Here is a 23,922-nt window from a genome sequence, read left to right as displayed (position 1 = left end):
GGCTCAGTTGTCCGCGATTTCGACCGCGGTGCCGTAGGCGAGGATCTCGGCGGCGCCGGCGGCGATGGAGGAGGTGGAGAAGCGCACGTTGATCACCGCGTTGGCGCCGATCGCCGCGGCCTGTTCGGTCATCCGGTTAACCGCTTCGTCGCGCGATTCCTGCAGCAGTTCGGTGTAGCTGCCCAGTTCACCGCCGAAGATGTTCTTGAAACTGGCCATGATGTCCCGGCCGGCGTGCTTGGCGCGCACGGTACTGCCCTGGACCAGGCCCAGGTGCCTGATGACCCGCTTGTTGGGGATGACTTCGATATTGCTGACCAGCATGTTGTTATGCGCTCCCTGTCCATGAAGGCGACATCATAGCCAGCGCCACACCGGCGAGCGAGCCTGTTGCAGTGTTACCGGTCAATTGTGGGGACTGGCTCACAATTGCGTATCCAGGGGCAGCTCCGTGCTGTTCTTGATCTCGGTCACCGCCATATGCGAATGCAGTTCGCGGATAGCGGGGCTGGCGGTCAGCGTGTTGCGCACGAAATTCTCGTAGTGGCGGATGTCGCGGGTGACGATCTTAAGCATGTAGTCCCAGATCCCGGTCATCGTGTAGCACTCCATTACCTCCGGGTGGCGGACGATCTCGCGTTCGAATTCGATCAGGTTCTGGCGTCCGGTGGAGGTCAGGTTGATGGTCGCGAACACCACCACTTCCATGCCGAGGGCGTGGCGGTCCAGCAGGGCGACACGGCGGCGGATGACGCCGTTTTCCTCCAGCCGGTTGATGCGCCGCCAGCAGGGTGACTGGGAGATATTGATGCGCTCGGCAATGGCGTTGGTACTGAGGGTGGCGTCGCGCTGCAGCAGGCTGAGGATGTCGATATCCTGGCGGTTGAAGCTTTCAGTCATTTTTATTCTCCTATATGCATTATTAAGAATAAATTATGCACTAAATGGCATTTATAGGGGTAATTTGAAATAATTTTTTCCCCTGAAGCCGGCCAAACTAGGCAAAATTCGCCTAAATGGAGCCAATCATGGGCAGGGATCATTCGCCAGTGCTGCGGGACGTGTCGCTGGACGACAAATACGCCCTCGACACCACCCACGCGTACATGACCGGTATCGAGGCGCTGGTGCGCCTGCCGATGCTGCAACAGCAGCGCGACCGCCAGCGCGGCCTCAACACCGCCGGCTTCATCTCCGGTTACCGCGGCTCGCCCCTGGGCGGCATCGACCAGGCCCTGTGGCGCGCCCGGCCCTGGCTGGACCAGCACAACGTCGTGTTCCAGCCCGGCGTCAACGAGGACCTCGCCGCCACTTCCGTCTGGGGCAGCCAGCAGACCAACCTGTTCGCCGGCGCGAAATACGACGGCGTGTTCGCCATGTGGTACGGCAAGGGCCCCGGGGTCGACCGCTCCATGGATGTGATCAAGCACGCCAACGCCTTCGGCACCAGCCAGTACGGCGGCGTCCTGGCGGTGGCGGGGGACGACCACGCCTGCAAATCCTCCACCCTGCCGCACCAGTCCGAGCACATGTTCATCGGCGCCTCGGTGCCGGTGCTGGCGCCGGCCAACGTCCAGGAAGTCCTCGACCTCGGCGTCTACGGCTGGGAGCTGTCGCGCTACAGCGGCTGCTGGGTGGCGCTCAAGGCGATCACCGAAAACATGGACTCGGCCATCTCCGCCGCTGTCGATCCCGGCCGCATCCAGATCCACATTCCCGAGGAATTCCGCTTGCCGGCGGATGGCGTGCACGCGCGCTGGCCGGACAAGCCGCTGGAGCAGGAGCTGCGGCTGAACAAGTACAAGATCTACGCCGCCCGCGAATTCGCCCGCGTCAACGGTATCAACCGCATCGTCATCGACAGTCCCAATCCGCGCTTCGGCATTATCACCTCCGGCAAGGCCTACCTGGACGTGCTGCAGGCGCTGGAGGACATGGGCATCGACCAGGCAGCCGCCGCCGAGATCGGCCTGCGGGTGTACAAGGTGGGCATGCCCTGGCCGCTGGAACCGCGCACAACCCACGAGTTTGCCGAGGGCCTGGAGGAAATCCTCGTGGTGGAGGAAAAGCGCTCCATCATCGAGGACCAGCTCACCGGGCAGCTCTACAACTACCCGGTTGGTTCGCGTCCGCGGGTGTTCGGCGAGTTCGACGAGAACGGCCGCGACCTGCTGCCCAACCTCGGTGAGCTGACCCCGGCCATGGTGGCGCTGGCCATTCACAGCCGGATCAAGCGCTTTTTCCACTCCGAACAAATGGAGCAGCGCATCGCCTGGATCAACCGCAAGGAAGCCTCCCTGGCGCAGCCCCGGGAAATCATCGAGCGGGTGCCGCATTTCTGTTCCGGCTGCCCCCATAACACTTCCACCAAAGTCCCGGAAGGCAGTCGCGCCGGCGGCGGCATCGGCTGCCACTACATGGCCACCTGGATGCCCGACCGCGAGACCCACACATTCACCCAGATGGGCGGTGAGGGTGCGACCTGGATCGGCCAGGCCCCGTTCACCGAAACGCCGCACATCTTCCAGAATCTCGGCGACGGCACCTATTTCCACAGCGGCCTGCTGGCGATTCGCGCGGCGGTAGCGGCGCGGGTGAACATCACCTACAAGATTCTCTACAACGATGCGGTCGCCATGACCGGTGGCCAGCCCATCGACGGCAGCCTCAGCGTGGGCGACGTCATCCACCAGGTCAGCGCGGAGGGCGTGCACCGGATCGCGCTGGTGTCGGATGCGCCGGAAGCCTGGCGCGGCGAGTTTGCCGCTGTGTCCGGGTACTCGCTGCACGGACGCGATGAAATGGACGCCCTGCAGCGCGAATTGCGCGAGTTCAAGGGCACCTCGGTAATTGTCTACGTGCAGACCTGTGCCGCCGAGAAGCGCCGCCGGCGCAAGCAGGGCGCGATGGAAGACCCGGCGAAACGGCTGTTCATCAACGACGCGGTCTGCGAAGGCTGCGGCGACTGCAGCGTGAAATCCAACTGCCTCTCGGTACTGCCGCTGGAGACCGAACTCGGCCGCAAGCGCCAGATCGACCAGAGTTCCTGCAACAAGGACTACAGCTGCGCCAGGGGTTTCTGCCCCAGTTTTGTCACCGTCCTCGGCGGCGAGCTGCGCAAGCCCGCGGGCGCGGGGGACTCCGACGCGCAGTTCGCGGCACTGCCGGAACCGCAATTGCCCGGCCTGGACACGCCGTGGAATGGTGTGGTGACCGGGGTCGGCGGCACTGGTGTGCTGACCATCGCCGCGCTGGTTTCGATGGCCGCACATGTCGAAGGCAAGGGCTGCGCGACCATGAACCAGACTGGCCTGGCGCAGAAGTTTGGCGCAGTGGTCAGTCACGTGCGGGTGAGCCGGAGCCAGGAGGATATCAAGGCGGTGCGTATTCCGGCCGGCGAGGCGGACCTGCTGCTGGGCTGCGACCTGGTGGTGACGGCCGCCTACGAGGCCATGGGCAAGGTGTCCCATGGTCGCACCCGCGCAATCGTCAACGAAGCCGAAGCGCCGACTTCCGCCTTCATCCTCAACCCGGACGCAAAGTTCCCCGGTGCCGCGATGAAAACCCGGATCAGCGACGAGGTCGGCGAGGGCGCCACCCATTTCATCGACGCCACGCGTATCGCCACGCAACTGATGGGCGACGCCATCGCCGCCAACCTGTTCCTGCTGGGCTTCGCCTGGCAGCGCGGCACGGTGCCGGTGTCCGCGCAGGCGCTGGAGCGCGCCATTGAACTCAACGGCGTGGCCGTGGAGTTCAACAAGCGCGCCTTCCTCTGGGGGCGCCGCTGCGCGCACCAGCCCGAGCAGGTGCTGGCCCTGGTGGAGGAACTGTCTCCCGCGCCGGCCCCGCGTCTGGAGGGCCTCGACGACATCATCGCCGACCGCGTCCGCCGTCTCACAGCCTACCAGGATGCGGCCTATGCCGAGCGCTACCGCCGCGCTGTCGACAGGGTACGCGCCGCAGACCCGCGCGCCAGTGAACGCGGCTCGATCACCATTGCCGCCGCGCGCAACCTGTACAAACTGATGGCCTACAAGGACGAGTACGAGGTCGCGCGCCTCTACAGCGACGGCGAGTTTCTGAAAAAACTGCGCCAGCAATTTACCGGGCACCTGACACTGCGCATCAACCTCGCGCCCCCCCTGCTCAGCAAGCGCGACCCGCACAGCGGCGAGCCGCGCAAGCGCGAGTTCGGCCCCTGGATACTGACGGTCTTCCGCCTGCTGGCGAAATGCCGCGGCCTGCGTGGCAGCCGCCTGGATATCTTCGGTTACACCGCGGAGCGCCGCCGTGAACGCAGCGATATCGCCGATTACCAGGCGCTCCTCGACAGCGTGCTGGGGGATTTGCGCGACGACAACTACGCCATCGCACTGGAGCTGGCGCAACTGCCGGCACAGCTGCGCGGCTTTGGACACGTGAAGGACCGCAATCGCGAGCAACTGGCGCAGCGTCGCGACCACCTGCTGGCACAACTGCGCGGCGAAGTACCGGCGTCGGCAGTGCGCTTCGTCGACGCGGCATGAACCTGAATTGACACCGACATCAACGAGGATTGGCAATGAGTGTGTTTTCCGCCCCCGCCTATGACCGGCACGAGCTGGTCACTTTTTCCAGCGCGAATGCCAGCGGGCTGCGCGCGATTATCGCGGTGCACGATACGACCCTGGGCCCGGCCGTCGGCGGTTGCCGGATGTTTCCCTACGCGGATGAGGACGCCGCGCTGCACGACGTGCTGCGGCTGTCGCGCGGCATGACCTACAAGTCGGCGCTGGCGGGGCTGCCTTTTGGCGGAGGCAAGTCGGTGATCATCGGCGACCCGCAGAAGGACAAGAGCCGCGAGCTGCTGCTCGCCATGGGCGAGTTCATCGACACCCTGGGCGGGCGCTACGTGGCGGCAGAGGATTCCGGGACCGGGGTCGCCGATATCCGGGTGATGGCCGAACGCACCCGCTGGGTCAGCGGCCTCGAGGACAACCAGTACGGCGGCGACCCCTCGCCGAGCACCGCCTACGGGGTATTCCTGGGCATGCGCGCGGCGGTGTTCTACCGGACCGGCGAGAAATCCCTGCAGGGCCTGAAAGTGGCGGTGCAGGGCCTCGGCCACGTGGGTTACTACCTGGCGAAATTCCTGCGCAATGCGGGCGCCGAGGTGATAGGCGCTGATGTCAACGCGGCGAACCTGCGCCGGGCCGTCGATGACCTGGGGGTGTTCACCGTCGACAGCGGAGAGATCCTCGCTGTGGAAGCCGATATCTTCGCCCCCTGCGCCATGGGGGCGGTGCTCAATGAGCGCAGTATCGCCGCACTGCGGGCCGGCATCGTCTGCGGCTCCGCCAACAACCAGCTGGCTACGGAGCACGACGCCGCGCAGCTGCGCGATCGCGGTATCCTCTATTGCCCGGATTTTCTCGTGAATGCCGGCGGTATCATCGATGTGCACCACCAGCGCCTCGGTTCCCCGGACACGCTGCGCCAGGAGCATGTCGGGCGTATCGAGGGCAGCCTGCTGGAAGTGCTGCGGCGGGCCGAGGCGAGCGGGCACACCACCGAGGAGGTCGCCGAGGCGATGGCGGAGGAGATCCTGGAGCGGGCGCGGCTGGGTAGGGCGCCGCTGAAGGCGGCGGGGTAAGGAAAAGAGGATGGGGGGTCAGAGCCCTTTTCTTCTGTGAAGAAAAGGGCTCTGACCCCCACTTTTTACTTGCTCGCCTCGATCATCACATTGGCCAGGGTGGTATAGGTGATGGTCCAGGCCTCTTCTACCTCGGGGGTGAATCCATCGCCCAGGCCCTGGCCGAGGGTCCACAGCAGGGCCGCCGCGACGGTGTTGTAGTCCTCGTCTGTGACCCCGTAGCCGACGTGCCGCTTGCCCAGGTCCTGCACCGCGGGCACCACCGCTGACAGGTCATCCAGGGAGCCGACAGCGGTGTTGATCATGGTCATCAGTTTCTTGCCCTGGCTTTTCATATCGCCCTTGAACAGCTCCCGGTAGTCCGGGTTGAGTTCGAACAGCTTGCCGTAGAACAGCTCGGCGGCCTGCTCGGAAATCGGCACGACCTGCGCCCAGCTCTGTTTTACCAATACGATTTGTTCGGGATTCATAGTGTGTCCTCGTTATCCAGATGCAATTCAGTCAAATTCGGTGCCGGTGGCGAGCTTGACCATGTAATCCACGGCCGCTGTCACCTGTTCGTCGCTAAGGCTGTCGTTGCCGCCGCGCGCCGGCATCATGGTGCTGCCGGGGCCGTAAAAGCCCTCCAGGGCGTGCTCGTAGAGCACGTCCCGGCCCTTGGCGACCCGTGGTTCCCACTTGCTGGCATCGGTGGCCAGCGGGGCGCCGGCTATGCCATAGGCGTGGCAGGTGGCACAGTTCTCGACCCACACGGAGCGGCCCAGGGCGAAGCGCTCCCCGGGGAATTCCGGGTAGTCCTCGCCCTGGGCGGCGCCTGCCAGCAGTGCCAGTCCCGCTACCAGGCTATAGCGGTACACGGATAACTACTCCGCCCATCACGTCGCCAATCTTGAAGTCGCTGCGCGGCGTGTCCTTGTGGTCGTTGTGGCAGGTCACGCAGGCCGGTGCGACGGCGGTGTCGGCGTAGACCGCGGTGAAGTACTTCTTGCCGCCCAGTTCCTCGGTGGCGTAGTAGTTCTCGCCCTTGTTGGCGGCGACGTAGGCCAGGCCGGTTTTCTCCACCTCGGTGCGCGGCGCGTTCTGCTTGTTGATCGGCCACTCGCTGAGCAGCGAGTAGGAGAAGTCGTCGGTGGCCTCGCCGACCATCTCGGCGCCGAAGCGGAACATCTGTGCCGGCAGCACCAGGGCCTTTTCGTCCTCGAAGTGCTCGCTTGCCTTGATCACCTTTTCCTTGTTCTGCAGGCGGTTGACGATCATGCGGGTGTACACGGTGCGGTCAGACGACATGACCAGGTGCAGCCAGTCGGTCATCTGCTTGGGGGTGAACATGGGGGTGCTGGCTTCGTCGGCCTGGCTGGTCATGGGCAGGGCCATGAGTGAAGCGAGACCGGTGGCGAGCAGGGTTTTGCGCAATGGGATCATAACGGAAGTCCTCTGGGGTCAGGGTGTGTTCGCCCTTGCCTCCGCGGCAGCGGCCCGCTTTTCGGCGAGGTCGATGCTCTGGATATGCACGGACGGGGGCTGGGAAAAGTTGCTGTCGATCAGGGTGCGATCGGCCAGCGCGTCGATGGTGAAGCCGAGGCCGTGGCAGCTCTGGCACACGGGGCGGATCATCTTCTCGTTGGGTTTCAGGTTGGCGGACTGGTTGTGCTGGACCTCGTGGTGGATGAAGGTGCCCCAGTAGTAGTCCTTCTCGCTGCGCGGCATGTGGCAGCTGGTGCAGGTGACACCGCTGCCCGCCTCCGCCGCGCCGGACAGCTCCGCCTGCCACAGCTGGTAGTGTTTCGAATCCCGGTAGGCCAGCGAGTGCTCGTCCGCGTGGCAGCCCAGGCAGCTCTCCACCTGGGCCTCGCGGGTGTCGTAGCGGTGGGCGCCGTGGCAGGACTGGCAGGTCAGTTCGCGGCCGGCGGCGTCGGCCTGCATCGGCAGGCGCGCCATGTCGGTGGTCAGCGGTGAGAGCTGTTTGCCCAGGTTGGCGGCGTCCAGGCGCATGCCGTGGCGGCCGGCGACAAAACCCTGGACCTCGCCCTGGTGGCAGGCGGCACAGGCCGTCTGGTCGGGGTGGTCGGTCCAGGCCGGATCGGGATTGTCCTCGCTGGCGGCGGGAATGTGGCAGGCGTTGCAGCCGACCCCCGAGCGCGCGTGGCCGCTGGCCAGCCAGTCTTCGGCGATGTGCGCATCCGCGTTGACCCCTTCGGGCAGTTGCTGCTGTTCGAGGGTTGCCGCCGCTATCGGCCATTTGTCCAGCGGGTAGTCGGGCAGCTGCTCGGCGATTTCGGCAAGGTTCGCCTGCAGCAGTCGCCCCTCGAAATCCGTGGGCGCCGCGTGGGCGTGGCGCAGCAGGAAGTCCTCGTACAGCGCGGTATTGTCGTGGAAATTGTGGCAGCCGGCGCTGGTGCAGGTGTCGAAGCCCATGCCCGCGTGGCTGGGCCGGTCCTCGGCGATGTCCTCATGGCAGAGGTAGCAGGTATCCGGCGGGATGGTGACGCCCATCTCGAAGGTGATCTCCGGCCGGTGTTCGACGTGGCAGGTGACGCAGTAGCGCGCGTCCAGCACGGCGATGCGGTCGGCGTTGCGCGGGTCGGTGAACTTGGATTTCGGGTGGTCGTCCTTGGCGGCTTTCAGGGCGTCGGCATGACAGCCCTCGCATTTCTCCTGCATGGTATCCAGGTCGGAGAAGGAGGCGCCGTGGCAGGCGCTGCAGACCTCTTCGATCTGGTGGTGGCCGGGGCTGGTGGTGCCGGGGAGGAACACGGTTTTAGCGGCCTCCTCGCCCTTGAACAGGGTGTACAGCAGCCAGCCACCCAGCGCGACCGTCAATACCAGCCAGAGGGTCCAGAGGCTTGCGTTCCTGTTCGTCATACATCCACATATCCGGGGCTAGAAGTAGTAGGTCTTGAGAATGTGCGCTGCCAGCAGCGCCGGCAGCGGCCACGACAGCAGCACGTGGCTCCACAGGCCGACGCTGCGCAGGCGGCGCGCCTGTGCCGGGGCCAGCCGGTGTTCGAAGGCGATGCCGGCGGCGAGTACGCCGCCGGCCACCAGCAGCGCGACAAAGGTCAGGCTGAGGGCGAAATTCAGCTGGCTGCCCATGCGGAAACCGGTGTGCACCGCCAGCGCCAACAGCGCCAGCGCGGTCAGCAGTACATGGGCGATACGCCACCAGGCAAAGTCCCCGAGTCGGCGCAGCCAGCGCATGCGCTTGCGCAGGGAAAACAGCACGCTGACGGCGCTGAGGCCGAGAATGGTGAAACCGCTGACCTGCTTGAACAGGTCGTTGCGCCACAGGTCGCCCCAGTCCCAGTCCAGCTGCACGGTCTGCGGGTAGGGCAGGGACAGGACCAGCGCCACCAGGGCGACCAGCAGGGCGGGTGTGGCCAGGCCGGCGAGGGTGCGCCAGCCCTTGCCCGGCTCCACCGGGGCGGTGCTGCCGAGCATCTCCTGCAGGAGCGGCTTGCAGGAACCGCAGCCGCTACCGGCCAGGGTGCGGGCGGTCAGTACGGCAGGTGTGGCGGCGCCGGCGCTTATGGCCGCGCGCAGGTCTCCGGCGCAAACCGCGTTGCAGTTGCAAACGATGGCGGAGGCGGGCCAGCTGGCGATGTCGCCGGCGGCCTCCTCGGCCAGCAGTTCACCGGTCTTGCGGAAGCGCCAGAGCTGCCAGGGCGAGACCCACTGGCGCTTGCGCGCCATTTCCCGCAGGGCGGACAGCTGCGGCCAGTCGCCCACGGCGTTGATACTGACGATGTGTCCCGCCACCAGCGAGAGGCGGCGATAGCTGCCGCCCTCGCGCCAGGTTACGGTGTGCATGCTCAGGGGCGGGTCCGCCACGCCCATGCTGAACACCGGCAGGCCGGCGACCTTGAGGCTGGTCGCCTGCTGTCGCTGGTGGTAGCTGGCCGGGGGCGGGTTGCGGGCGATATTGCGCGCCGCGATGCCCGCCTGTTCCAGCCCGGGGGCGACCAGGCCGAAGACCTCGCCGGCTACCTCGCAGCACTCGCCCACGGCGTAGATGTCGGGGGCGGAGGTCTGCATGGCCGGGTTGACGGTGATGCCGCGGCCGTAGGCCAGGCCCGCCTGTACTGCGAGGTCCGTATTGGGGCGGATGCCGGTGGCGACGATGACGGTGTCGCAGGCCAGTTCGGTGCCGTCGCGCAGTACCACGCCCTCCACCTTGCCGGTACCGATCAGCATCCGGATGCTGGTGCCGAGCAGGAGTTCGATGCCCGCTTCCTCTATCTGCCCTGCCAGGATACCGCCCGCGGCAGGGTCCAGCTGCCGGAACATCGGGTGCGGGTTGTGGTCGACCAGGGTGACCCGGGTGTGGTGGCGCAGCATGCCGTGGGCGGCCTCGATACCGAGCAGGCCGGCGCCCAGTACCACGGTGTGCTTGCTCTGTACCCGGCGCGCCGCAAGCCGCTCGGCGTCGGCCATGTCGCGGAAGGTATAGACGCCGGGCAGCCCGGCGCCGGCGATGGCCGGAACGAAAGGCCGCGAGCCGGTGGCGAGGATCAGGCTGCCGTAGGCCTGGCGGTGGCCGCGGGCATCGGTGATGGTGTGGCTGCCCGGGTCGATGGCGCTGACCCGGCAGCGGCGGAATTCGATGTACTGGTCCTCGTCGGCGAGGACGTCGGTGGCGAGGGCCAGTTCGTGGAGCTTGTGCTCGCCGCTGAGCAGGCCGCTGAGCTGCACCCGGTTGTAGGGGTCATGGCGTTCGTCGCCATAGAGGATGACCGGTTGTTCCGGTCGGCAGCGGCGCACTTCCCGCAACGCCCGCACGCCGACCGGTCCGGCCCCCACGATTACCACTGGCGGCAGTGCCCTTGCCTGGCCAGTGGGTGCTGGAGATTGTTCGCTAGTCGCTGAAACCGCTGACATCGACTCCGCCCCTGAAAGAAATACGGTTTCAAAAACCAAAAAAAAAGCCCTCCTCCCAAGGTCGGGAGGAGGGCGTCTTTGCCCGTATTGAAGTACCAAGTTTGCAGAAACAACGAACATCCATTCGCTGTACCTGTACCAAAGCACTTACCGTGCCACGATTAAATAATTCTTTATAAACATGGACTTATAAAATTCGATCAAAAAACAGGCAGGTTCGCGGCGGTCCGAATTCACCATTTGCGTGCGCCCGCGGTGCCATCGGATGGTGCGCACTGCGCCATGCTGGAGCGATTTCGAGCCTGCGCTTTCCCCCTGGTCGATTCGTCGGAGAAAAAATCGCACCCACATATTGTGTTTTTCGTTGCCGGAATGTCGATATATAGGTTTTAATACTCGTTCAAACCACAAAGCTGCGCGGCGGTTGCGAGGCAGCGGAAGCGGCGTTCACGGGGGAAATGTTTTGGAATCAGCGGCCAAGCAGCGCGGTAGTCTCCGCGGCAATCACACCAACATCGAACTCCAGGGCGCATCTCTGGACATCTGGGACAGCAAGTACCGCCTGAAGGATGTGGAAGGCAACCCGGTGGACGCGGATATCGACGCCACCTGGGTGCGGGTGGCCCGCGCCCTCGCCGAAGTCGAGGATGCCAGTGTGCGCCAGGAATGGGAGCAGCGCTTCATCTGGGCCCTGCAGCGCGGCGCGATTCCCGCCGGGCGTATCGTTTCCAACGCCGGGGCGCAGGACCACAAGCCCTCCACCTCCACCATCAACTGCACCGTGTCGGGCACCGTGCCCGATTCCATGGAAGGTATTCTGCAGCGCAACCTGGAGGCAGGGCTGACGCTGAAGGCCGGCTGCGGTATCGGTTACGAATTTTCCACCCTGCGGCCGAAAGGCGCCTTCGTGTCCGGGGCGGGCGCCTACACTTCCGGGCCGATGTCCTTCATGGATATCTTCGACAAGATGTGTTTCACCGTGTCCTCCGCCGGCGGCCGCCGCGGCGCGCAGATGGGCACCTTCGATGTCCACCACCCGGACGTGTTCGAATTCGTGAAAGCCAAGCGCGAGGACGGCCGCCTGCGCCAGTTCAACCTCTCGCTGCTGATCACCGAGGATTTTATCCGCGCGGTGCGCGCGGACAGCGAGTGGCCGCTGTCCTTCCCGATCCCGGAAAAGGACTACGAGCGCCTGGCGGCCGACCCCGCGGTGGAAATCATCTGGCGGCCGTTCCCGGTCAGCAGCGGCTACGTTACCGACGCCCAGGGCCGGGTAGCCTGCAAGGTCTATGAGCGGATTCGCGCGCTGAAGCTGTGGAACGCCATCATGACCTCCACCTACGATTACGCCGAGCCGGGCTTCATCCTGATCGACGAGGTCAACGAGAAGAACAACAACTGGTTCTGCGAAGACGTGCGCGCCACCAACCCCTGCGGCGAGCAGCCCCTGCCGCCCTACGGCAGCTGCCTGCTGGGCTCGGTGAACCTGACCCGTTTCGTCCGCGAACCCTTCAGCGAGAAGGCGTATTTCGACTGGGAGGAATACCGCGAGGTCGTGGCGGTGTTCACCCGCATGCTCGACAACGTGGTCGAGATCAACGGCCTGCCGCTGGAGCAGCAGCGCGACGAGATCACCCGCAAGCGCCGCCACGGCATGGGCTTCCTCGGCCTCGGCTCGACCATGGCCATGCTGCGCCTGAAATACGGTGAAAAGGACTCCCTCGACTTTACCGAGCAGGTCAGCCGCGAGATGGCGGTTTCCGGCTGGAAGGTCGGCCTCGACCTGGCGCGGGAGAAAGGCGCTGCGCCGATCATGGAACAGGAATTCGAAGTCACCGGCGACATGCTGCGCCGCCGGCCGGAAATGGCCGCGGACGGCATCAAGGTGGGCGACAAGCTCCCCGGCCGGGTGCTGCACGGCAAGTACAGCCGCTACATGCAGGCGCTGGCCAAGGTGGAACCGGAACTGGTAGAGGCCCTGACCCGTGAGGGCGGCCGCTTCACCCACCACTCCTCCATCGCGCCCACCGGGACCATTTCCCTGTCGATGGCGAACAACGCCAGCAACGGCATCGAGCCCAGCTTCGCCCACCACTACAGCCGTAACGTCATCCGCCAGGGCAAGAAGAGCAAGGAAAAGGTCGACGTGTTCTCCTACGAACTGCTGGCCTACCGCGAGCTGGTCAACCCGGGCGCCATGCCCTTTACCGAGGACGAGCAGAACAAGCTGCCCGACTATTTCATCGCCGCCGACAGCGTCACCCCGCGGCAGCACGTGGACGTGCAGGCGGCGGCGCAGAAGTGGGTGGATTCCTCCATCTCGAAAACCGTGAACGTGCCCACGGATTTTCCCTACGAGGATTTCCAGGACACCTACCTGTACGCGGCGGAGCGCGGCCTCAAGGGCTGTACCACCTTCCGCTTCAACCCGGAAGCGTTCCAGGGCGTGCTGGTGAAGGAGCAGGATCTGGAGAACACCAAGTACGTGTTCAAGCTTGAAGACGGCTCCACCATTGAACTGAAGGGCAACGAGGAAGTGGAATACGACGGCGAGACCCACACCGCCGCCAACCTCTTCGACGCCCTGAAAGAAGGTTATTACGGCAAATTCTGAGGCCAGCGGCCTCGGCGAGGTAACAGCAGATGAGCAAGAAAATCGACCAGAAAATCGTCGGTTTCCAGGTGAAAAGCAAAGAGGAAGCGGCGCCCGAAGTCGAGAGCAATATCGTGCAGATGCACGAGAAGGTCTCGCGCCCGGAAACCCTCGACGGCGCCACCTACAAGATCAAGACCCCGCTGTCGGATCACGCCCTGTACGTGACCATCAACGACATCATCCTCAATCCGGGTACCGATCACGAGTTGCGGCGCCCCTTCGAGATTTTCATCAACTCGAAGAACATGGATCACTTCCAGTGGATCGTGGCGCTGACCCGCGTCGTGTCCGCGGTGTTCCGCAAGGGCGGCGACTGCACTTTCCTGGTGGAGGAATTGAAAGCGGTGTTCGACCCCCAGGGCGGCTATTTCAAGTCCGGCGGCCGCTTCATGCCCTCGCTGGTCGCCGAGATCGGCTGGGTGATCGAGGATCACCTGCAGACCATCGGCATGCTGAAGTCGCCCGGCCTGTCCGAGCACCAGCAGAAAATCCTCGACGAGAAAAAGGCCGAATACGTCGCCAAGACTGGTGACGACGGCGCCGGCGGTGAGTTTCCCGCCACCGCGGAACTGTGCCGCAAGTGCAGCGTTAAAGCCGCCATCCTGATGGACGGCTGCCTCACCTGCCTTAATTGCGGCGAGTCCAAGTGCGGGTAAGCCGTCCCCGGCGTACCCGGGGTCGACCCCGGCTGGATGAAGTAGCTGATATCGAGAACACCCTGCTGGACGTCGCGCTGGAGGAATTCCTGCAGCACGGCTACGGCGGGGCGTCGGTGTCGAGAATCGTCAAGAATGCCCGGATGTCCAAGACCACGGTGTATTCCCGGTTCTCCTCCAAGGAGGCCCTGTTTCACGGCATTATCGAAGCCCAGATTGCCCGGCTCGCACCCGACAGCGTGCTCAACGCCGGCAACCAGACCCTGAGCCTGGAAGAGGGCCTCGAGGCCTTTGCCAATCACATCCTCGAACGCAGCTTCGAAGGCGAAATGCTCAGCGTTAACCGCCTGATGTACTCCGAAAGCCACCGCTTCCCCGAACTCGCCGCGGAAGCCGCCCGGCGCAGCCAGCTGGGCATCCAGCGTATCGCTGATTTCATCCGGGAGCGTGCAGCACTGGACGGCGTCCCCTGTAACGACCCCCAGAGCGTGGCCGAGGTGTTCATCCTCACCGTGCGGGGTTGGTATATCGATATTCTGCTGACCGGCGGGTCGGTGACGGCGCAACAGCGCAGGGACTGGGTCAGGAAATCAGTCCGTGTCCTTACCACCGCGCGGGAGAACTGGTAATACCGGACCATTCACCTGAGCCACCCCCGAAGCCGCTTGACGAATAAAAAGACTGTCCAGTATCATAATTGACGGCAGAGCTGTGAGCGCCAGTTGTCGCGCCTGCCTGCCAACCAATAACGATAACCAGTTGGCCCCGCACGCGTGTCTGTCGTGGAGGTCGGGAGAGAATCTCATGGCATTCGAGGCGATCAATCTCAAGGAAGACATCGGCACTGAAATACATGCCGGGGTCGATGCATTGTTGCGTCCGGAAGTGGCGGTCGAATTGCGGACGCTGCTGGTCAGGCGGGGCGTGCTGGTGTTCCCGGAACTGCACCTGAGTGACGAGCAGCAGGTGGCCCTCGCCGGGATGATGGGCACCGTGCGTGAGGAAGGCGAAAAGGGTATCTACAAGATTGCCCTCGACAGGAAAACCAATCCCCAGGGTAACTACCTGAAGGGTTCCTTCCTGTGGCACATGGACGGCACCCACGACTCGGTGCCGGTCTTTGGCTCCCTGCTCACCGGAATCAGGTTGTCCGCTGTGGGAGGCCAGACCGAGTTCGCCAATTCCTACGCGGCCTATGAGGCGCTTCCGGCGCAGACCAGGGCGCGTATCGCCGACCTCCGGGTTGTGCACAGTTTCAGAACCTCCATGCGGCGGGCGGGTGTGGAACCCACCGCGGCGGACCAGGCGCATTTCGACGCCATCCAGGACCGTACCCACAAGCTGGTCTGGACGCACGCCTCCGGGCGCAAGTCACTGGTTATCGGCTGCCACGCTTCGCATGTAGAAGGCATGGATCGCGCGGAGAGCGACGCGCTGCTCGATGAGTTGCTGGCCTGGACCACCCAGCCGCGTTTCGTCTATCGCCACGAGTGGTGTGTTGGCGACCTGCTGATCTGGGATAACACCGGGGTGCTGCATCGCGCGGAACCCTATCCCATGGACAGCGGCCGGGAAATGCACCGAACCACCCTGGTCGGTGAAGAGGCCTTTTCCTGAGCCCTTCCGCGCTCCCCGGTTGATGGAGGGGATCAAGGTTAAACCCGAAATAATGGAGCTGGCATGATTGAGGCGACACACTCGCTGCAGATCGACGCGGGAATCGCGTCAGTCTGGGATTACGTACAGGACATTCGCAAATGGGCGGTGCTGTTTCCGGGCTGCCAGGAGTGCGAAGTCATCGACGAGCATCACTCCAAATGGGTGATCAAGGTCGGCGCCGGCGGCATGGTGAAAACCGTCAATGTCATGGTGCATGTGCAGGGCTGGGATGGCCCCGGCAATGTCGACTTCACCTATCAGCTGGCGTCGGAGCCGGTGGTCGGCAGCGGTTCCTATCGGGCCACTCCACTCGGGCCGGAAGCCACGGAAGTCAGCCTGCACCTGGTGGTCGAGGGCAGTGGCTCGATGGCGCCCATGTGGGAGGCTATGTGCAAGCCCCTGCTACCGCAGATGGCCCGGGCCTTTTCCGGCAAATTGAAAAACGAGATCGAACAGGCGGCAGGTATCACTCCCGAACCCGCGGTCAGCTGGGTCACGCGCCTCGCCAGGTGGTTACGCGGCTGGTTCAGTCGCGCGGGCACCCCCTGAAGTGGTTTCATCGCGGGTTCGAATTGGATAGGCTCTGTTACTGTTCTGCCCCCAACACCGATAAGAGAAGGCACGATGTCCTGTAAGCCAACTGACGTACCACCAGCCAGTGAACTGGATATTCCCGCGCTGCGTGAGAAATACCGCCGCGAGCGCGACAAGCGTATCCGCCCGGAGGGCCAGAAACAGTACGAGCGCACGGTGGGCGACCCGGAGCACACTTACGAAGGTGACCCGCACCAGAGCGTTGAACCCCGCGCCGCGATCAGCGAGGACCTCGACGTGGCGGTGCTCGGCGCCGGCTGGTCCGGGCTGCTGGCGGCTTTTCACCTGCGCAAGGCGGGGGTGAACAATTTCCGCAATATCGACCACGCGGGCGACTTCGGCGGCGTCTGGTACTGGAATCGCTACCCCGGCGCCCAGTGCGACAACGACGCCTACTGCTACCTGCCGCTGCTGGAAGAGATGGGCTATACGCCCTCGAAAAAATTCTCCGACGGCCATGAAATCTACGAATACTGCCAGTCCATCGCCCGGCGTTTCGAGCTTTACGACAAGGCCCTGTTTCACACGCTGATCACCTCCCTGCAGTGGGACGAGGGCATCCAGCGCTGGCGGGTCACCACCGATCGCGGCGACGACATCCGCGCGCGCTTCGTCATCATGGCCAACGGCCTGCTCAACATTCCCAAGCTGCCGGGTATTCCGGGTATCCACGAATTCCGCGGCAAGATGTTCCACACCGCCCGCTGGGACTACGAGTACAGCGGCGGTGACAACAAGAACCCGGTGCTGGACAAACTCGCCGACAAGCGCGTGGGCATCATCGGTACCGGCGCTACCGCGATCCAGGCGGTGCCCTACCTCGGCAAGTACGCGAAACAGCTGTACGTACTGCAGCGCACGCCGCCAATGGTCGACAAGCGCGACAACCCCCCCACCGATCCGGCCTGGCAGGCTGCGCTGGGCGAGGGCTGGCAGCAGGAGCGCATCGACAATTTCCACCGCTTTGCCATCGACGGGCCGAAGCCTGCCGAGGAAGACCTGATCTGCGATTTCTGGACGGAGATCAACCGCAACCTGTCCGCGGAACTGGCAGCTGAAGGTTATCCGGAAATGTCGATCGAGGAATACCTGAAACGCCGCGAGGAAATGGACTATCGCGTGGTCGAGCGAATGCGCCGCCGGATCGACGCGATGATCGACGACAGGCGTACCGCCGAGGCCCTGAAGCCGTATTTCCGCTTCAACTGTAAACGGCCCCTGTCGAACGACGATTATTACGACACTTTCAACCGACCCAATGTCACCCTGATCGACGTCTCCGCTACCCAGGGCGTGGAGTGCATGACCGAGACCGGCTTTGTCGCCCACGGCGAGGAGTACGCGGTCGACTGCATGATTTTCGCCAGTGGCTTCGAGGTCACCAGCGACCTCGACCGACGCTGGGGCATCGGGACTATCGCCGGCCGCAACGGGATTTCGCTCTACGATTACTGGGCCGACGGCTACCAGACCCTGCACGGGATGATGGCCTGCAATTTTCCCAACCAGTTTTACATGGGTTTCTACCAGGGCGGCTTCAACGCCACCACCACCGAGACCTTCAACCGGCAGGCCGGCCACATCGCCTACATCATCAGCCAGGTGCAGGCGCGCGGTGCGACGACCGTCGAGCCGGAGGCCGCGGCACAGCAGGCCTGGGTCAGCCACATCCGGGAAACGGCCATCGATATCTCCGAACTGCAGCGCGAGTGCACCCCGAGTTACTTCAACAACGAGGGCGAGAAGCAGGTGGACAGCGAAGGCAAGGAGAAATACCGCTGGTATCTCGGCGAGGCCTATGGCCCCGGTTGGGCTGCCTTCGAAGGCCTGATGCGGGAATGGCGGGAGCAGGGCGAGCTGCAGGGGCTGAATATCACCTGACCCCGCTTGCAGGCCCGTGCTCCAGTCCGTGTTGCTGGTACTTCTAGTTGCACTGGCCGCCCATCATGAACGCCGGGTCGATGGCCCCGGTGAATTCCCCGCTGGCGAAACCCTGTTCCGTGTACAGGAACGTACCGGTGACCACCCGCTTCAGCGGGCTGTTGAGCAGGATCAGCGGCCAGGCCTGTTCCTCGGCGGTCGCCATGCGGCCCAGCGAGGGGCAGGGCCAGGCGTCCATGAAGCCCTCGGGCAGTTCCTTTTCCTGGAAATCCATGAAGGCAGTGCGGGTCGGGCAGGGCGCTATCGCGTTGAAGCGGATGCGGGCGACCTGTTCGCCCATGCCGGAGGTTTTAATCTTTGATTGCTGTGGAGAGGGTAACTGCAGGCCACTCGCAGCGGGTTACAGTTGCGATTCCGGCACGATCCACGACAGCACCCGCGTGCTGAAACGCTGCCACCAGGTCGTGTCGGGCTCGTGGTCGACAGTGGCGGCGCTGGCGCCGGATCTGGAGTGCCAGACGATATCCCCCCGGTCGTCGAGATGCAGTTGGTAGGCCAGCCGGCCAGCGATGGCGTCGAAGGAATCGGATAACAGGCCGGCCTGCTGTGGGCTGGCGAAATACACGCCCAGTTCCGTGTTGAGGGCGTAGGAGCGGCCATCCAGGTTGAAGGAGCCGATAAACAGGTGGCTGCGGTCGAAGCCGAAGAACTTGCCGTGCAGGCTGGCCTTGGAGGCGCCGATGCGCTCCTCTTTGCGCCGCTTCGCGGTCACCTTGTTGGCGTCGGCGCGGTACTCGTAGAGTTCGACGCCGCCGCGCAGCAAGGCCTTGCGATAGCGCATGTAACCGGCGTGCACCAGGGAGACGTCGTTGGCGGCCAGCGAATTGGTGAGGATGCGCACCCGTACGCCGCGCTGGACCATGTCAGTCAGGTATTCGGTGAATTGCTCTCCGGGTACGAAATAGGGCGAGACGATCACCAGGTCGTGCCGGGTGATATCCAGCGCCTTCCGCAGTTGCGGCGCCAGGTGGGTGTCTGCGCTGACCTCTTTCGCCACGACCTTGTCCGGTTGGTCGTAGGCCAGCACCCACGGCGACCAGCTGAAGTCGCTTTCCCTGAGGTCGGATGTCGCCAGCCGGTACTGCTTGAGAATCTGCGCGTAGTGGGAGTGCCGCGCCTCGTCCATGAACTGCGCCAGCTCGCTGCGGTAGGCGTCGAGGTCTGCTGCTGTGACCGCCGAGTCCCAGCTGAAACTGGCGATCGGGTAGGCCCAGTCGCTGTTCCAGTACAGGTCGAACTGGGATTCGATTTCCCCGGCGACCCCGCCCACGGATACGGCGTCCATGTCGCCAAAGCCGACATCTTCCCCGGCGGCGAAGTACTCGTCGCCGATATTGCGTCCGCCAAAGATGCTGGCCATGCCATCCACGGTGAGGGTCTTGTTGTGCATGCGGCGGTTGACCCGGCTGGTATCGCCGAGGAAATCTGCGGCGCGGTTCTGCCGGTTGGCGAAGGGATTGAATACGCGCACCTCGATGTTCGGGTGAGCATCCAGGGTGCGCAGGACGGTGTCCTTGCCGGCGGTGTCCAGGTCGTCGAGCAGCAGGCGCACCCGGACACCGCGGTCCGCGGCCTGCAGCAGCGCATAGTGCAGCACGCGGCCGGTCAGGTCGTCGTGCCAGATGTAGTACTGGGCATCGACGGTCTTCTCCGCCACCGCGATCAGCCGCAGGCGGGCGATAAAGGCATCCTCGCCATCGACCAGGGGCTTGAAGCCCGACTCGCCGGGGTGCTTGTCGAGCATCGGACGGGCGTACTGGGCGAGCGCCGTAGTGGCGTCAGGTGGCGGCGCGTAGCTGGCGCTGCGATTGTCCAGGCTGGGCAGGGAGCTGCAGGCACTCAGCAGCAGGGCGGCGAGCAGTACAACAAGGCGTGTGGTCCGGCCGCGGCTACAGTTCGGCATAGTTACCCCTGTGTCCTCATCAAGGCAGATGGTTCGTTCTGTATTGGAAGAGTCCGGTTTGCCGCGTGCGGCCTCGTTCCGGCTACATCTGTTTTTCGTGTACGGTAACCCCTTCGGGAATCTCAAACCAGTCCTGCTTTTCGCTCACCCAGATGTGCGTGGTCGGCTGGATGATGCTGGTGTCGTCGAGGGTGGAGGGTTTCAGCTTGATCCTGCCCGGATCAGCGGGATTGTAGTGATAGATGCGGTTGCCGCAAGTTGGACAGAACTTCGCCGCGTTGATGTTGCCGCTGTCGGAACTGCGTTCCCAGTGGGCCAGTTCGCCGGAGAATTCGACTGCCCCGGCGGGAACCATCGCGGTGATCGAGAAAGCGCTGGTGGACAGCTTCTGGCATTCCCGGCAGTGGCAGGCGACGATGAAATCCGGTTCCTGCAGCAGTCGGTAAGTGACACCGCCGCACTGGCAGCGGCCTTCGAGCGGGAAATTGCCCATGCTTATTCTCCTCTATCCACGTGCGGGTGGCTGGTCGCTGATCGACGCAAAGCTGCCGTCAACCAGTGTACACAGGTCGTCGGGAGACAGCTCGATTTCCAGGCCGCGGCGCCCGGCGCTGACAAAAATGGTCGGAAACCGGGTAGCCGATTCGTCGATGACGGTGCGCAGGCTTTTCTTCTGCCCGAGCGGGCTGACCCCGCCGAGGACGTAACCGGTACTGCGCTCGACATCACCGGGGTCCGCCATGCTGGCTTTCTTGCCACCGAGGGCGCGGGCGATATGCTTCATGTTCAGTTTATGGTCGACCGGCACCACGCCCACGGCCAGCACCTTGCCGTCGAGGTTGACGACCAGGGTCTTGAATACCCGCTCGCTGGCCACACCCATTTTTTCGGCTGCTTCCAGTCCATAGGATTCGGCGGCCGGGTCGTGGATGTATTCGTGCACCTTGTGGTTCACGCGATTCTTCCTGGCGGCGTTGATGCCCGGTGTCATAGTGCAGTCCCCGTATCGCGCCAGAAACCCGGCGCGGTTCATCCAGTGGCGGACACCCAATATGCTGTATATCGTGTCCGCCGCGAAAACCGCGAGGATGATACCCACCGAAGGGTTGGTATTGGAAGTATTTAATCCGCCACTGCCGCGGACCTCATTTCGGGAATAGCAGTACCACGATTGCGCGCAGGGAAAACCCCTCCGGCCCGGTGGGTGTGGTATCCGCCCAGTAGCGGCCGAAGCCGCCAACCTGCACAGCCTGACCACCGATCCTGAATACCTTGGTGACGCCGGCCTGGACCGGTACGCTCCATTGCTCGGACTCCCAGTCATAGGTGGCCTCGGTCTGCAGTACCAGGCTGACCCCCTGCGGGGTGGTGTAGTTGATGAAGGGCTGCAGGAAGGTTGCGTCGACATCCGTACGATCGCCTTTGCCGGCGAAAGACCAGATATGGTTGGCGAGGCCGCCGACAGTCCAGGGTCCGATCTGTTTCAGTGCCACCGCGGTGGGCCCCGCCCCCCATTTTTCGCCGCCCAGGAGTTTGTCGGTGGCGGTGGGTAGCAGGAACACCGGCCCGGCACCCCATATCCAGCCGTTGTCCGTCGGCGCCTTGGGTGAGAAGAACAGGCTTTGCACGGTATCCCCCAGGCCCGACTGCGATCCCGCTCCGGGCGCCACGTCATCCTGCCAGATGATGGGCAGGATCGTGCGGCTGATCAGGTTGGTGTCCTCGCTCATCGAAAAGGGGATGACCGGCTGCACGTTCAGGGTGACGCGTTCGCCATCGTCATCGGGGCCGATGTCCGTATCGTAATTGAACTGGAAGGGTACGCTGATCAGCGCGGCGATGGGGTTGGCCAGTTGCTTGGCCAGTTCTTCCTGGGATTGCGCACTGGCAAGGGCGGCTGGCAGGGCCATCGAGGCCACCGCCAGCATGGGGAAAATGCGTGATATTTTCAGGTTCATGGTTTAGCTCTGGCAGTGTCCGTGTCCGGGCGTGATTGCGAAAAGTCAGTGGATGGCATCTTCAGTACTGTGCAGCAGTTGGTAGCCGGTCGCCATCCGTGCGCCGGGTGGAAAATCGCTGTGGAAGCCCAGCGTGCCTTGCTCCCCGGAGGCGCGATAGATGACCGTATCCTCCTTGATGGTAGCCTGTACACGCAGGGTATCCAGTGATTCCGGGTCAATTTGTGTCGGGTTGCCGGAAAGAATGACGAAATCCGCAAGCTTGCCCACGCTGATCGAACCCTTGTCGTGCTCCTCGAAATGCTGGTATGCGGGCCAGAGGGTCATCGCCTTCAGCGCGGTCATGACGTCCACCCGCTGGGCGGGGCCGAGGATATCCCCGGAGCGCGTGCGCCGGGTTACGGTGGCGTCGAGCACCCGCATGCTGTCCGGCAGCGCTACCGGTGCGTCGTGGTGGGTGCCGAATTGCATGCCGCGCTCAACCAGCCAGCCGGTGGGCGAGATGTTGTCGCCGTTGACCGGGCCCACGGTGTGGTCGCGGTGCCAGTCGCCCCAGTAGAAAGTATGCATGGGGAACACCGAGGGAAACACCGCCAGGCGCTTGATCGAATCCACCTGGTCGGGGCGCAGGAACTGGCCGTGGATCAGCACCGGGCGCCGGTCGGCGGGGCCGTACTTTTCCGTAGCGGCATCGATGGCCGAGAGCAGCATGTCCGAGGCGCCCTCGCCATTGGCGTGGGTCAGTATCTGTATCCCGTTGGCGAAGGCCCAGTCGATCGCGTCGACGACCTGGTCCATGGTCGCCGCGGAATAACCCTTGTAGCCCGGCGGGTAGTCGCCCACCGGATCGTAGTAGGGCCGGTCACGCAGTGCGGTGAAACCCTGGGGCGAACCGTCGATGGTGAGCTTGGCGCCGCCGACGCGAACATGGTCGACATATTCCGGGGATGCTTTCTCCAGGATGATGTCACGGTTGATCAATACGTCGGGATAGACCACCAGGTCGATGGGGTACAGGCCCTGCTGGCCGGCCTTGATCGCGGCCTGGAGAACCGCGGGCGTTGCGCGCCCTTCCTGGGCGGTAGTGTAGCCGTAGCTGGCCCACATCCCGGCGCCCGCTTTGGCAAAGGCCAGCAGGCCCTCCTCGCCGACATTGCCCATGACCTTGCTGCCGCCGAGGAAAAAGGCGATTTCCTCGAGCACCCCGTTGGGATTGCCCCGGTCATCGCGCCTGATCACGCCACCCTCGGGATTGGGGGTGGCTGCGGTATAGCCCATGATCTCCAGCGCTTGCGAGTTTGCCGAGGCCAGGTGGCCGGACTGGTGGATGATCAGTACCGGCACCTCGGTGGATACCTTGTCCAGGTCGTCGCGGGTCGGGTGGCGCAGTTCTGCCAGTTGCGACTGGTCGTAGCCGAAGCCGACGATGAGATTCACGGTCTTGACGGTGTCGGCGTTGTCGCTGGCCCAGTCCCTGAGCTTCTGCACCAGGCTGTCGATGTCGGTGACCGCGCCATCCGGTGGCGACAGCAGGTTGGCGGAGAGCGCCTGCAGCCCGCCCATGATGGTGTGGCCGTGGCTGTCGACGAAGCCCGGCAGGAGAGTGTTGCCCTGCAGGTCATAGGTCGCAGTGTCCGGGCCTCGCAGATTGACCATGTCCTGCAGCGTACCCACGGCGATAATGCGGCCTTCTCTTGTCGCGACAGCTTCTGCGTCCGGCAGGGCCTCGTCGATGGTAAGAATCGGTCCCCCCGTATAGATGATATCGGCGAAAGACGGCGCTTCTTGTGCCGGTTCAGTCGGGGCGGCTGCCCGCGGGAGAGTGGCTGGCGCCGCGCTGGTGCTCTCGTCCCCGGCTTTCTGGCACCCGGTGAGCAATAGCGGCAGGAAAATCAGTACAGCGAGGGCGCGTTTGCGCAGCAGGCAGTTTGGCATGTGGTGCTCGCGGAACCGGTGGTTATCGGGAGTGGAGTATAGTCGCGCTAGCAAAATGGGGGGCGGGAGTTCGACTTCAGGCGGCAACGTTTTTGTGGAACCCCTGGCTT

The 23,922-nt window shown here is 64.0% G+C and carries 21 protein-coding genes; 8 read left to right on the top strand and 13 right to left on the bottom strand.

Annotation, left to right across the window (positions count from 1 at the left end; genetic code table 11):
• Nucleotides 1-3: 3 nt before the first annotated feature.
• Together ACNKU3_RS16895 and ACNKU3_RS16890 are read right to left on the bottom strand one after the other, a co-directional pair.
• On the bottom strand, nt 4-324 hold the full coding sequence (locus ACNKU3_RS16895) for a YbjQ family protein (RefSeq protein WP_418260726.1): 321 nt from the start codon (nt 322-324) through the stop codon (nt 4-6).
• Nucleotides 325-423: 99 nt separating this feature from the next.
• Complete coding sequence (locus tag ACNKU3_RS16890) at nt 424-900, bottom strand: Lrp/AsnC family transcriptional regulator (RefSeq protein ID WP_418260725.1); 477 nt, start codon at nt 898-900, stop codon at nt 424-426.
• A 128-nt stretch (nt 901-1,028) separates the two neighbouring features.
• Here ACNKU3_RS16890 and ACNKU3_RS16885 point away from each other — a divergent pair, with 128 nt between their 5' ends.
• Together ACNKU3_RS16885 and ACNKU3_RS16880 are read left to right on the top strand one after the other, a co-directional pair.
• Entirely contained in the window at nt 1,029-4,529 is a 3,501-nt protein-coding gene (locus ACNKU3_RS16885; RefSeq protein WP_418260724.1) for an indolepyruvate ferredoxin oxidoreductase family protein, read from the top strand.
• Between the two features lie 35 nt (nt 4,530-4,564).
• Nucleotides 4,565-5,635: a Glu/Leu/Phe/Val family dehydrogenase gene (locus ACNKU3_RS16880; RefSeq protein WP_418260723.1), complete on the top strand. Its 1,071-nt coding sequence runs from the start codon at nt 4,565-4,567 to the stop codon at nt 5,633-5,635.
• 65 nt (nt 5,636-5,700) lie between these two features.
• On the opposite strand, the gene ACNKU3_RS16875 is transcribed toward ACNKU3_RS16880, so the two are convergent.
• Genes ACNKU3_RS16875 through ACNKU3_RS16855 form a run of 5 tightly spaced genes read right to left on the bottom strand, consistent with a single transcriptional unit; the run spans nt 5,701 to nt 10,441 of the window.
• Nucleotides 5,701-6,105 (bottom strand): globin family protein, encoded by a 405-nt coding sequence (locus tag ACNKU3_RS16875; protein WP_418260722.1) that lies wholly within the window; start codon nt 6,103-6,105, stop codon nt 5,701-5,703.
• Nucleotides 6,106-6,132: 27 nt separating this feature from the next.
• Nucleotides 6,133-6,492, bottom strand: a complete 360-nt coding sequence (locus tag ACNKU3_RS16870) for a c-type cytochrome (RefSeq protein WP_418260721.1) — start codon at nt 6,490-6,492, stop codon at nt 6,133-6,135.
• Nucleotides 6,479-7,057 (bottom strand): Tll0287-like domain-containing protein, encoded by a 579-nt coding sequence (locus tag ACNKU3_RS16865; RefSeq protein ID WP_418260720.1) that lies wholly within the window; start codon nt 7,055-7,057, stop codon nt 6,479-6,481. The genes ACNKU3_RS16870 and ACNKU3_RS16865 overlap by 14 nt, the downstream gene beginning before the upstream one ends.
• 18 nt (nt 7,058-7,075) lie before the next feature.
• On the bottom strand, nt 7,076-8,497 hold the full coding sequence (locus ACNKU3_RS16860; RefSeq protein ID WP_418260719.1) for a hypothetical protein: 1,422 nt from the start codon (nt 8,495-8,497) through the stop codon (nt 7,076-7,078).
• A gap of 18 nt (nt 8,498-8,515) precedes the next feature.
• Nucleotides 8,516-10,441 (bottom strand): FAD-dependent oxidoreductase, encoded by a 1,926-nt coding sequence (locus tag ACNKU3_RS16855; protein WP_418260718.1) that lies wholly within the window; start codon nt 10,439-10,441, stop codon nt 8,516-8,518.
• Nucleotides 10,442-10,973: 532 nt separating this feature from the next.
• Here ACNKU3_RS16855 and ACNKU3_RS16850 point away from each other — a divergent pair.
• The 6 genes from ACNKU3_RS16850 (at nt 10,974) to ACNKU3_RS16825 (ending at nt 17,956) form a co-directional block, all read left to right on the top strand.
• Complete coding sequence (locus ACNKU3_RS16850) at nt 10,974-13,124, top strand: adenosylcobalamin-dependent ribonucleoside-diphosphate reductase (protein ID WP_418260717.1); 2,151 nt, start codon at nt 10,974-10,976, stop codon at nt 13,122-13,124.
• Between the two features lie 29 nt (nt 13,125-13,153).
• Nucleotides 13,154-13,822, top strand: coding sequence for an NrdJb (locus ACNKU3_RS16845; RefSeq protein WP_418260716.1), 669 nt, complete (start codon nt 13,154-13,156; stop codon nt 13,820-13,822).
• On the top strand, nt 13,813-14,451 hold the full coding sequence (locus ACNKU3_RS16840; protein ID WP_418260715.1) for a TetR/AcrR family transcriptional regulator: 639 nt from the start codon (nt 13,813-13,815) through the stop codon (nt 14,449-14,451). Before ACNKU3_RS16845 ends, ACNKU3_RS16840 begins: the two co-directional genes overlap by 10 nt.
• A gap of 175 nt (nt 14,452-14,626) precedes the next feature.
• Nucleotides 14,627-15,439, top strand: coding sequence for a TauD/TfdA dioxygenase family protein (locus ACNKU3_RS16835; protein WP_418260714.1), 813 nt, complete (start codon nt 14,627-14,629; stop codon nt 15,437-15,439).
• 63 nt (nt 15,440-15,502) lie between these two features.
• Nucleotides 15,503-16,030 (top strand): CoxG family protein, encoded by a 528-nt coding sequence (locus ACNKU3_RS16830; protein ID WP_418260713.1) that lies wholly within the window; start codon nt 15,503-15,505, stop codon nt 16,028-16,030.
• A gap of 75 nt (nt 16,031-16,105) precedes the next feature.
• Entirely contained in the window at nt 16,106-17,956 is a 1,851-nt protein-coding gene (locus ACNKU3_RS16825; RefSeq protein WP_418260712.1) for a flavin-containing monooxygenase, read from the top strand.
• Nucleotides 17,957-17,999: 43 nt separating this feature from the next.
• Here ACNKU3_RS16825 and ACNKU3_RS16820 read toward each other — a convergent pair whose 3' ends face one another.
• From ACNKU3_RS16820 to ACNKU3_RS16795, 6 genes are all read right to left on the bottom strand, one after another.
• Entirely contained in the window at nt 18,000-18,296 is a 297-nt protein-coding gene (locus ACNKU3_RS16820; RefSeq protein WP_418260711.1) for an SDR family oxidoreductase, read from the bottom strand.
• Nucleotides 18,297-18,356: 60 nt separating this feature from the next.
• Nucleotides 18,357-19,919 (bottom strand): phospholipase D family protein, encoded by a 1,563-nt coding sequence (locus ACNKU3_RS16815; RefSeq protein ID WP_418260710.1) that lies wholly within the window; start codon nt 19,917-19,919, stop codon nt 18,357-18,359.
• A gap of 82 nt (nt 19,920-20,001) precedes the next feature.
• Nucleotides 20,002-20,412 (bottom strand): GFA family protein, encoded by a 411-nt coding sequence (locus ACNKU3_RS16810; protein ID WP_418260709.1) that lies wholly within the window; start codon nt 20,410-20,412, stop codon nt 20,002-20,004.
• Between the two features lie 12 nt (nt 20,413-20,424).
• A complete protein-coding gene (ybaK, locus tag ACNKU3_RS16805) occupies nt 20,425-20,910 on the bottom strand; it encodes a Cys-tRNA(Pro) deacylase (protein WP_418260708.1) in 486 nt (161 codons plus the stop codon).
• Between the two features lie 154 nt (nt 20,911-21,064).
• Entirely contained in the window at nt 21,065-21,877 is an 813-nt protein-coding gene (locus ACNKU3_RS16800; RefSeq protein WP_418260707.1) for a transporter, read from the bottom strand.
• A 45-nt stretch (nt 21,878-21,922) separates the two neighbouring features.
• Entirely contained in the window at nt 21,923-23,812 is a 1,890-nt protein-coding gene (locus tag ACNKU3_RS16795; protein ID WP_418260706.1) for an amidohydrolase, read from the bottom strand.
• Nucleotides 23,813-23,922 lie beyond the last annotated feature (110 nt).

This window comes from Haliea sp. E17, assembly GCF_048323675.1.
Lineage (GTDB): Bacteria > Pseudomonadota > Gammaproteobacteria > Pseudomonadales > Halieaceae > Mangrovimicrobium.
This window is presented reverse-complemented; position numbering and strand designations above follow the sequence as displayed.

Excerpts from the sequence above, each read along its gene's own strand:
- ACNKU3_RS16895 (WP_418260726.1), bottom strand. The coding sequence starts at position 324 with ATGCTGGTCAGCAATATCGAAGTCATCCCCAACAAGCGGGTCATCAGG.
- ACNKU3_RS16890 (WP_418260725.1), bottom strand. The coding sequence starts at position 900 with ATGACTGAAAGCTTCAACCGCCAGGATATCGACATCCTCAGCCTGCTG.
- ACNKU3_RS16885 (WP_418260724.1), top strand. The coding sequence starts at position 1,029 with ATGGGCAGGGATCATTCGCCAGTGCTGCGGGACGTGTCGCTGGACGAC.
- ACNKU3_RS16880 (WP_418260723.1), top strand. The coding sequence starts at position 4,565 with ATGAGTGTGTTTTCCGCCCCCGCCTATGACCGGCACGAGCTGGTCACT.
- ACNKU3_RS16875 (WP_418260722.1), bottom strand. The coding sequence starts at position 6,105 with ATGAATCCCGAACAAATCGTATTGGTAAAACAGAGCTGGGCGCAGGTC.
- ACNKU3_RS16865 (WP_418260720.1), bottom strand. The coding sequence starts at position 7,057 with ATGATCCCATTGCGCAAAACCCTGCTCGCCACCGGTCTCGCTTCACTC.
- ACNKU3_RS16860 (WP_418260719.1), bottom strand. The coding sequence starts at position 8,497 with ATGACGAACAGGAACGCAAGCCTCTGGACCCTCTGGCTGGTATTGACG.
- ACNKU3_RS16845 (WP_418260716.1), top strand. The coding sequence starts at position 13,154 with ATGAGCAAGAAAATCGACCAGAAAATCGTCGGTTTCCAGGTGAAAAGC.
- ACNKU3_RS16835 (WP_418260714.1), top strand. The coding sequence starts at position 14,627 with ATGGCATTCGAGGCGATCAATCTCAAGGAAGACATCGGCACTGAAATA.
- ACNKU3_RS16830 (WP_418260713.1), top strand. The coding sequence starts at position 15,503 with ATGATTGAGGCGACACACTCGCTGCAGATCGACGCGGGAATCGCGTCA.
- ACNKU3_RS16825 (WP_418260712.1), top strand. The coding sequence starts at position 16,106 with ATGTCCTGTAAGCCAACTGACGTACCACCAGCCAGTGAACTGGATATT.
- ACNKU3_RS16820 (WP_418260711.1), bottom strand. The coding sequence starts at position 18,296 with ATGGGCGAACAGGTCGCCCGCATCCGCTTCAACGCGATAGCGCCCTGC.
- ACNKU3_RS16815 (WP_418260710.1), bottom strand. The coding sequence starts at position 19,919 with ATGCCGAACTGTAGCCGCGGCCGGACCACACGCCTTGTTGTACTGCTC.
- ACNKU3_RS16810 (WP_418260709.1), bottom strand. The coding sequence starts at position 20,412 with ATGGGCAATTTCCCGCTCGAAGGCCGCTGCCAGTGCGGCGGTGTCACT.
- ybaK (WP_418260708.1), bottom strand. The coding sequence starts at position 20,910 with ATGACACCGGGCATCAACGCCGCCAGGAAGAATCGCGTGAACCACAAG.
- ACNKU3_RS16800 (WP_418260707.1), bottom strand. The coding sequence starts at position 21,877 with ATGAACCTGAAAATATCACGCATTTTCCCCATGCTGGCGGTGGCCTCG.
- ACNKU3_RS16795 (WP_418260706.1), bottom strand. The coding sequence starts at position 23,812 with ATGCCAAACTGCCTGCTGCGCAAACGCGCCCTCGCTGTACTGATTTTC.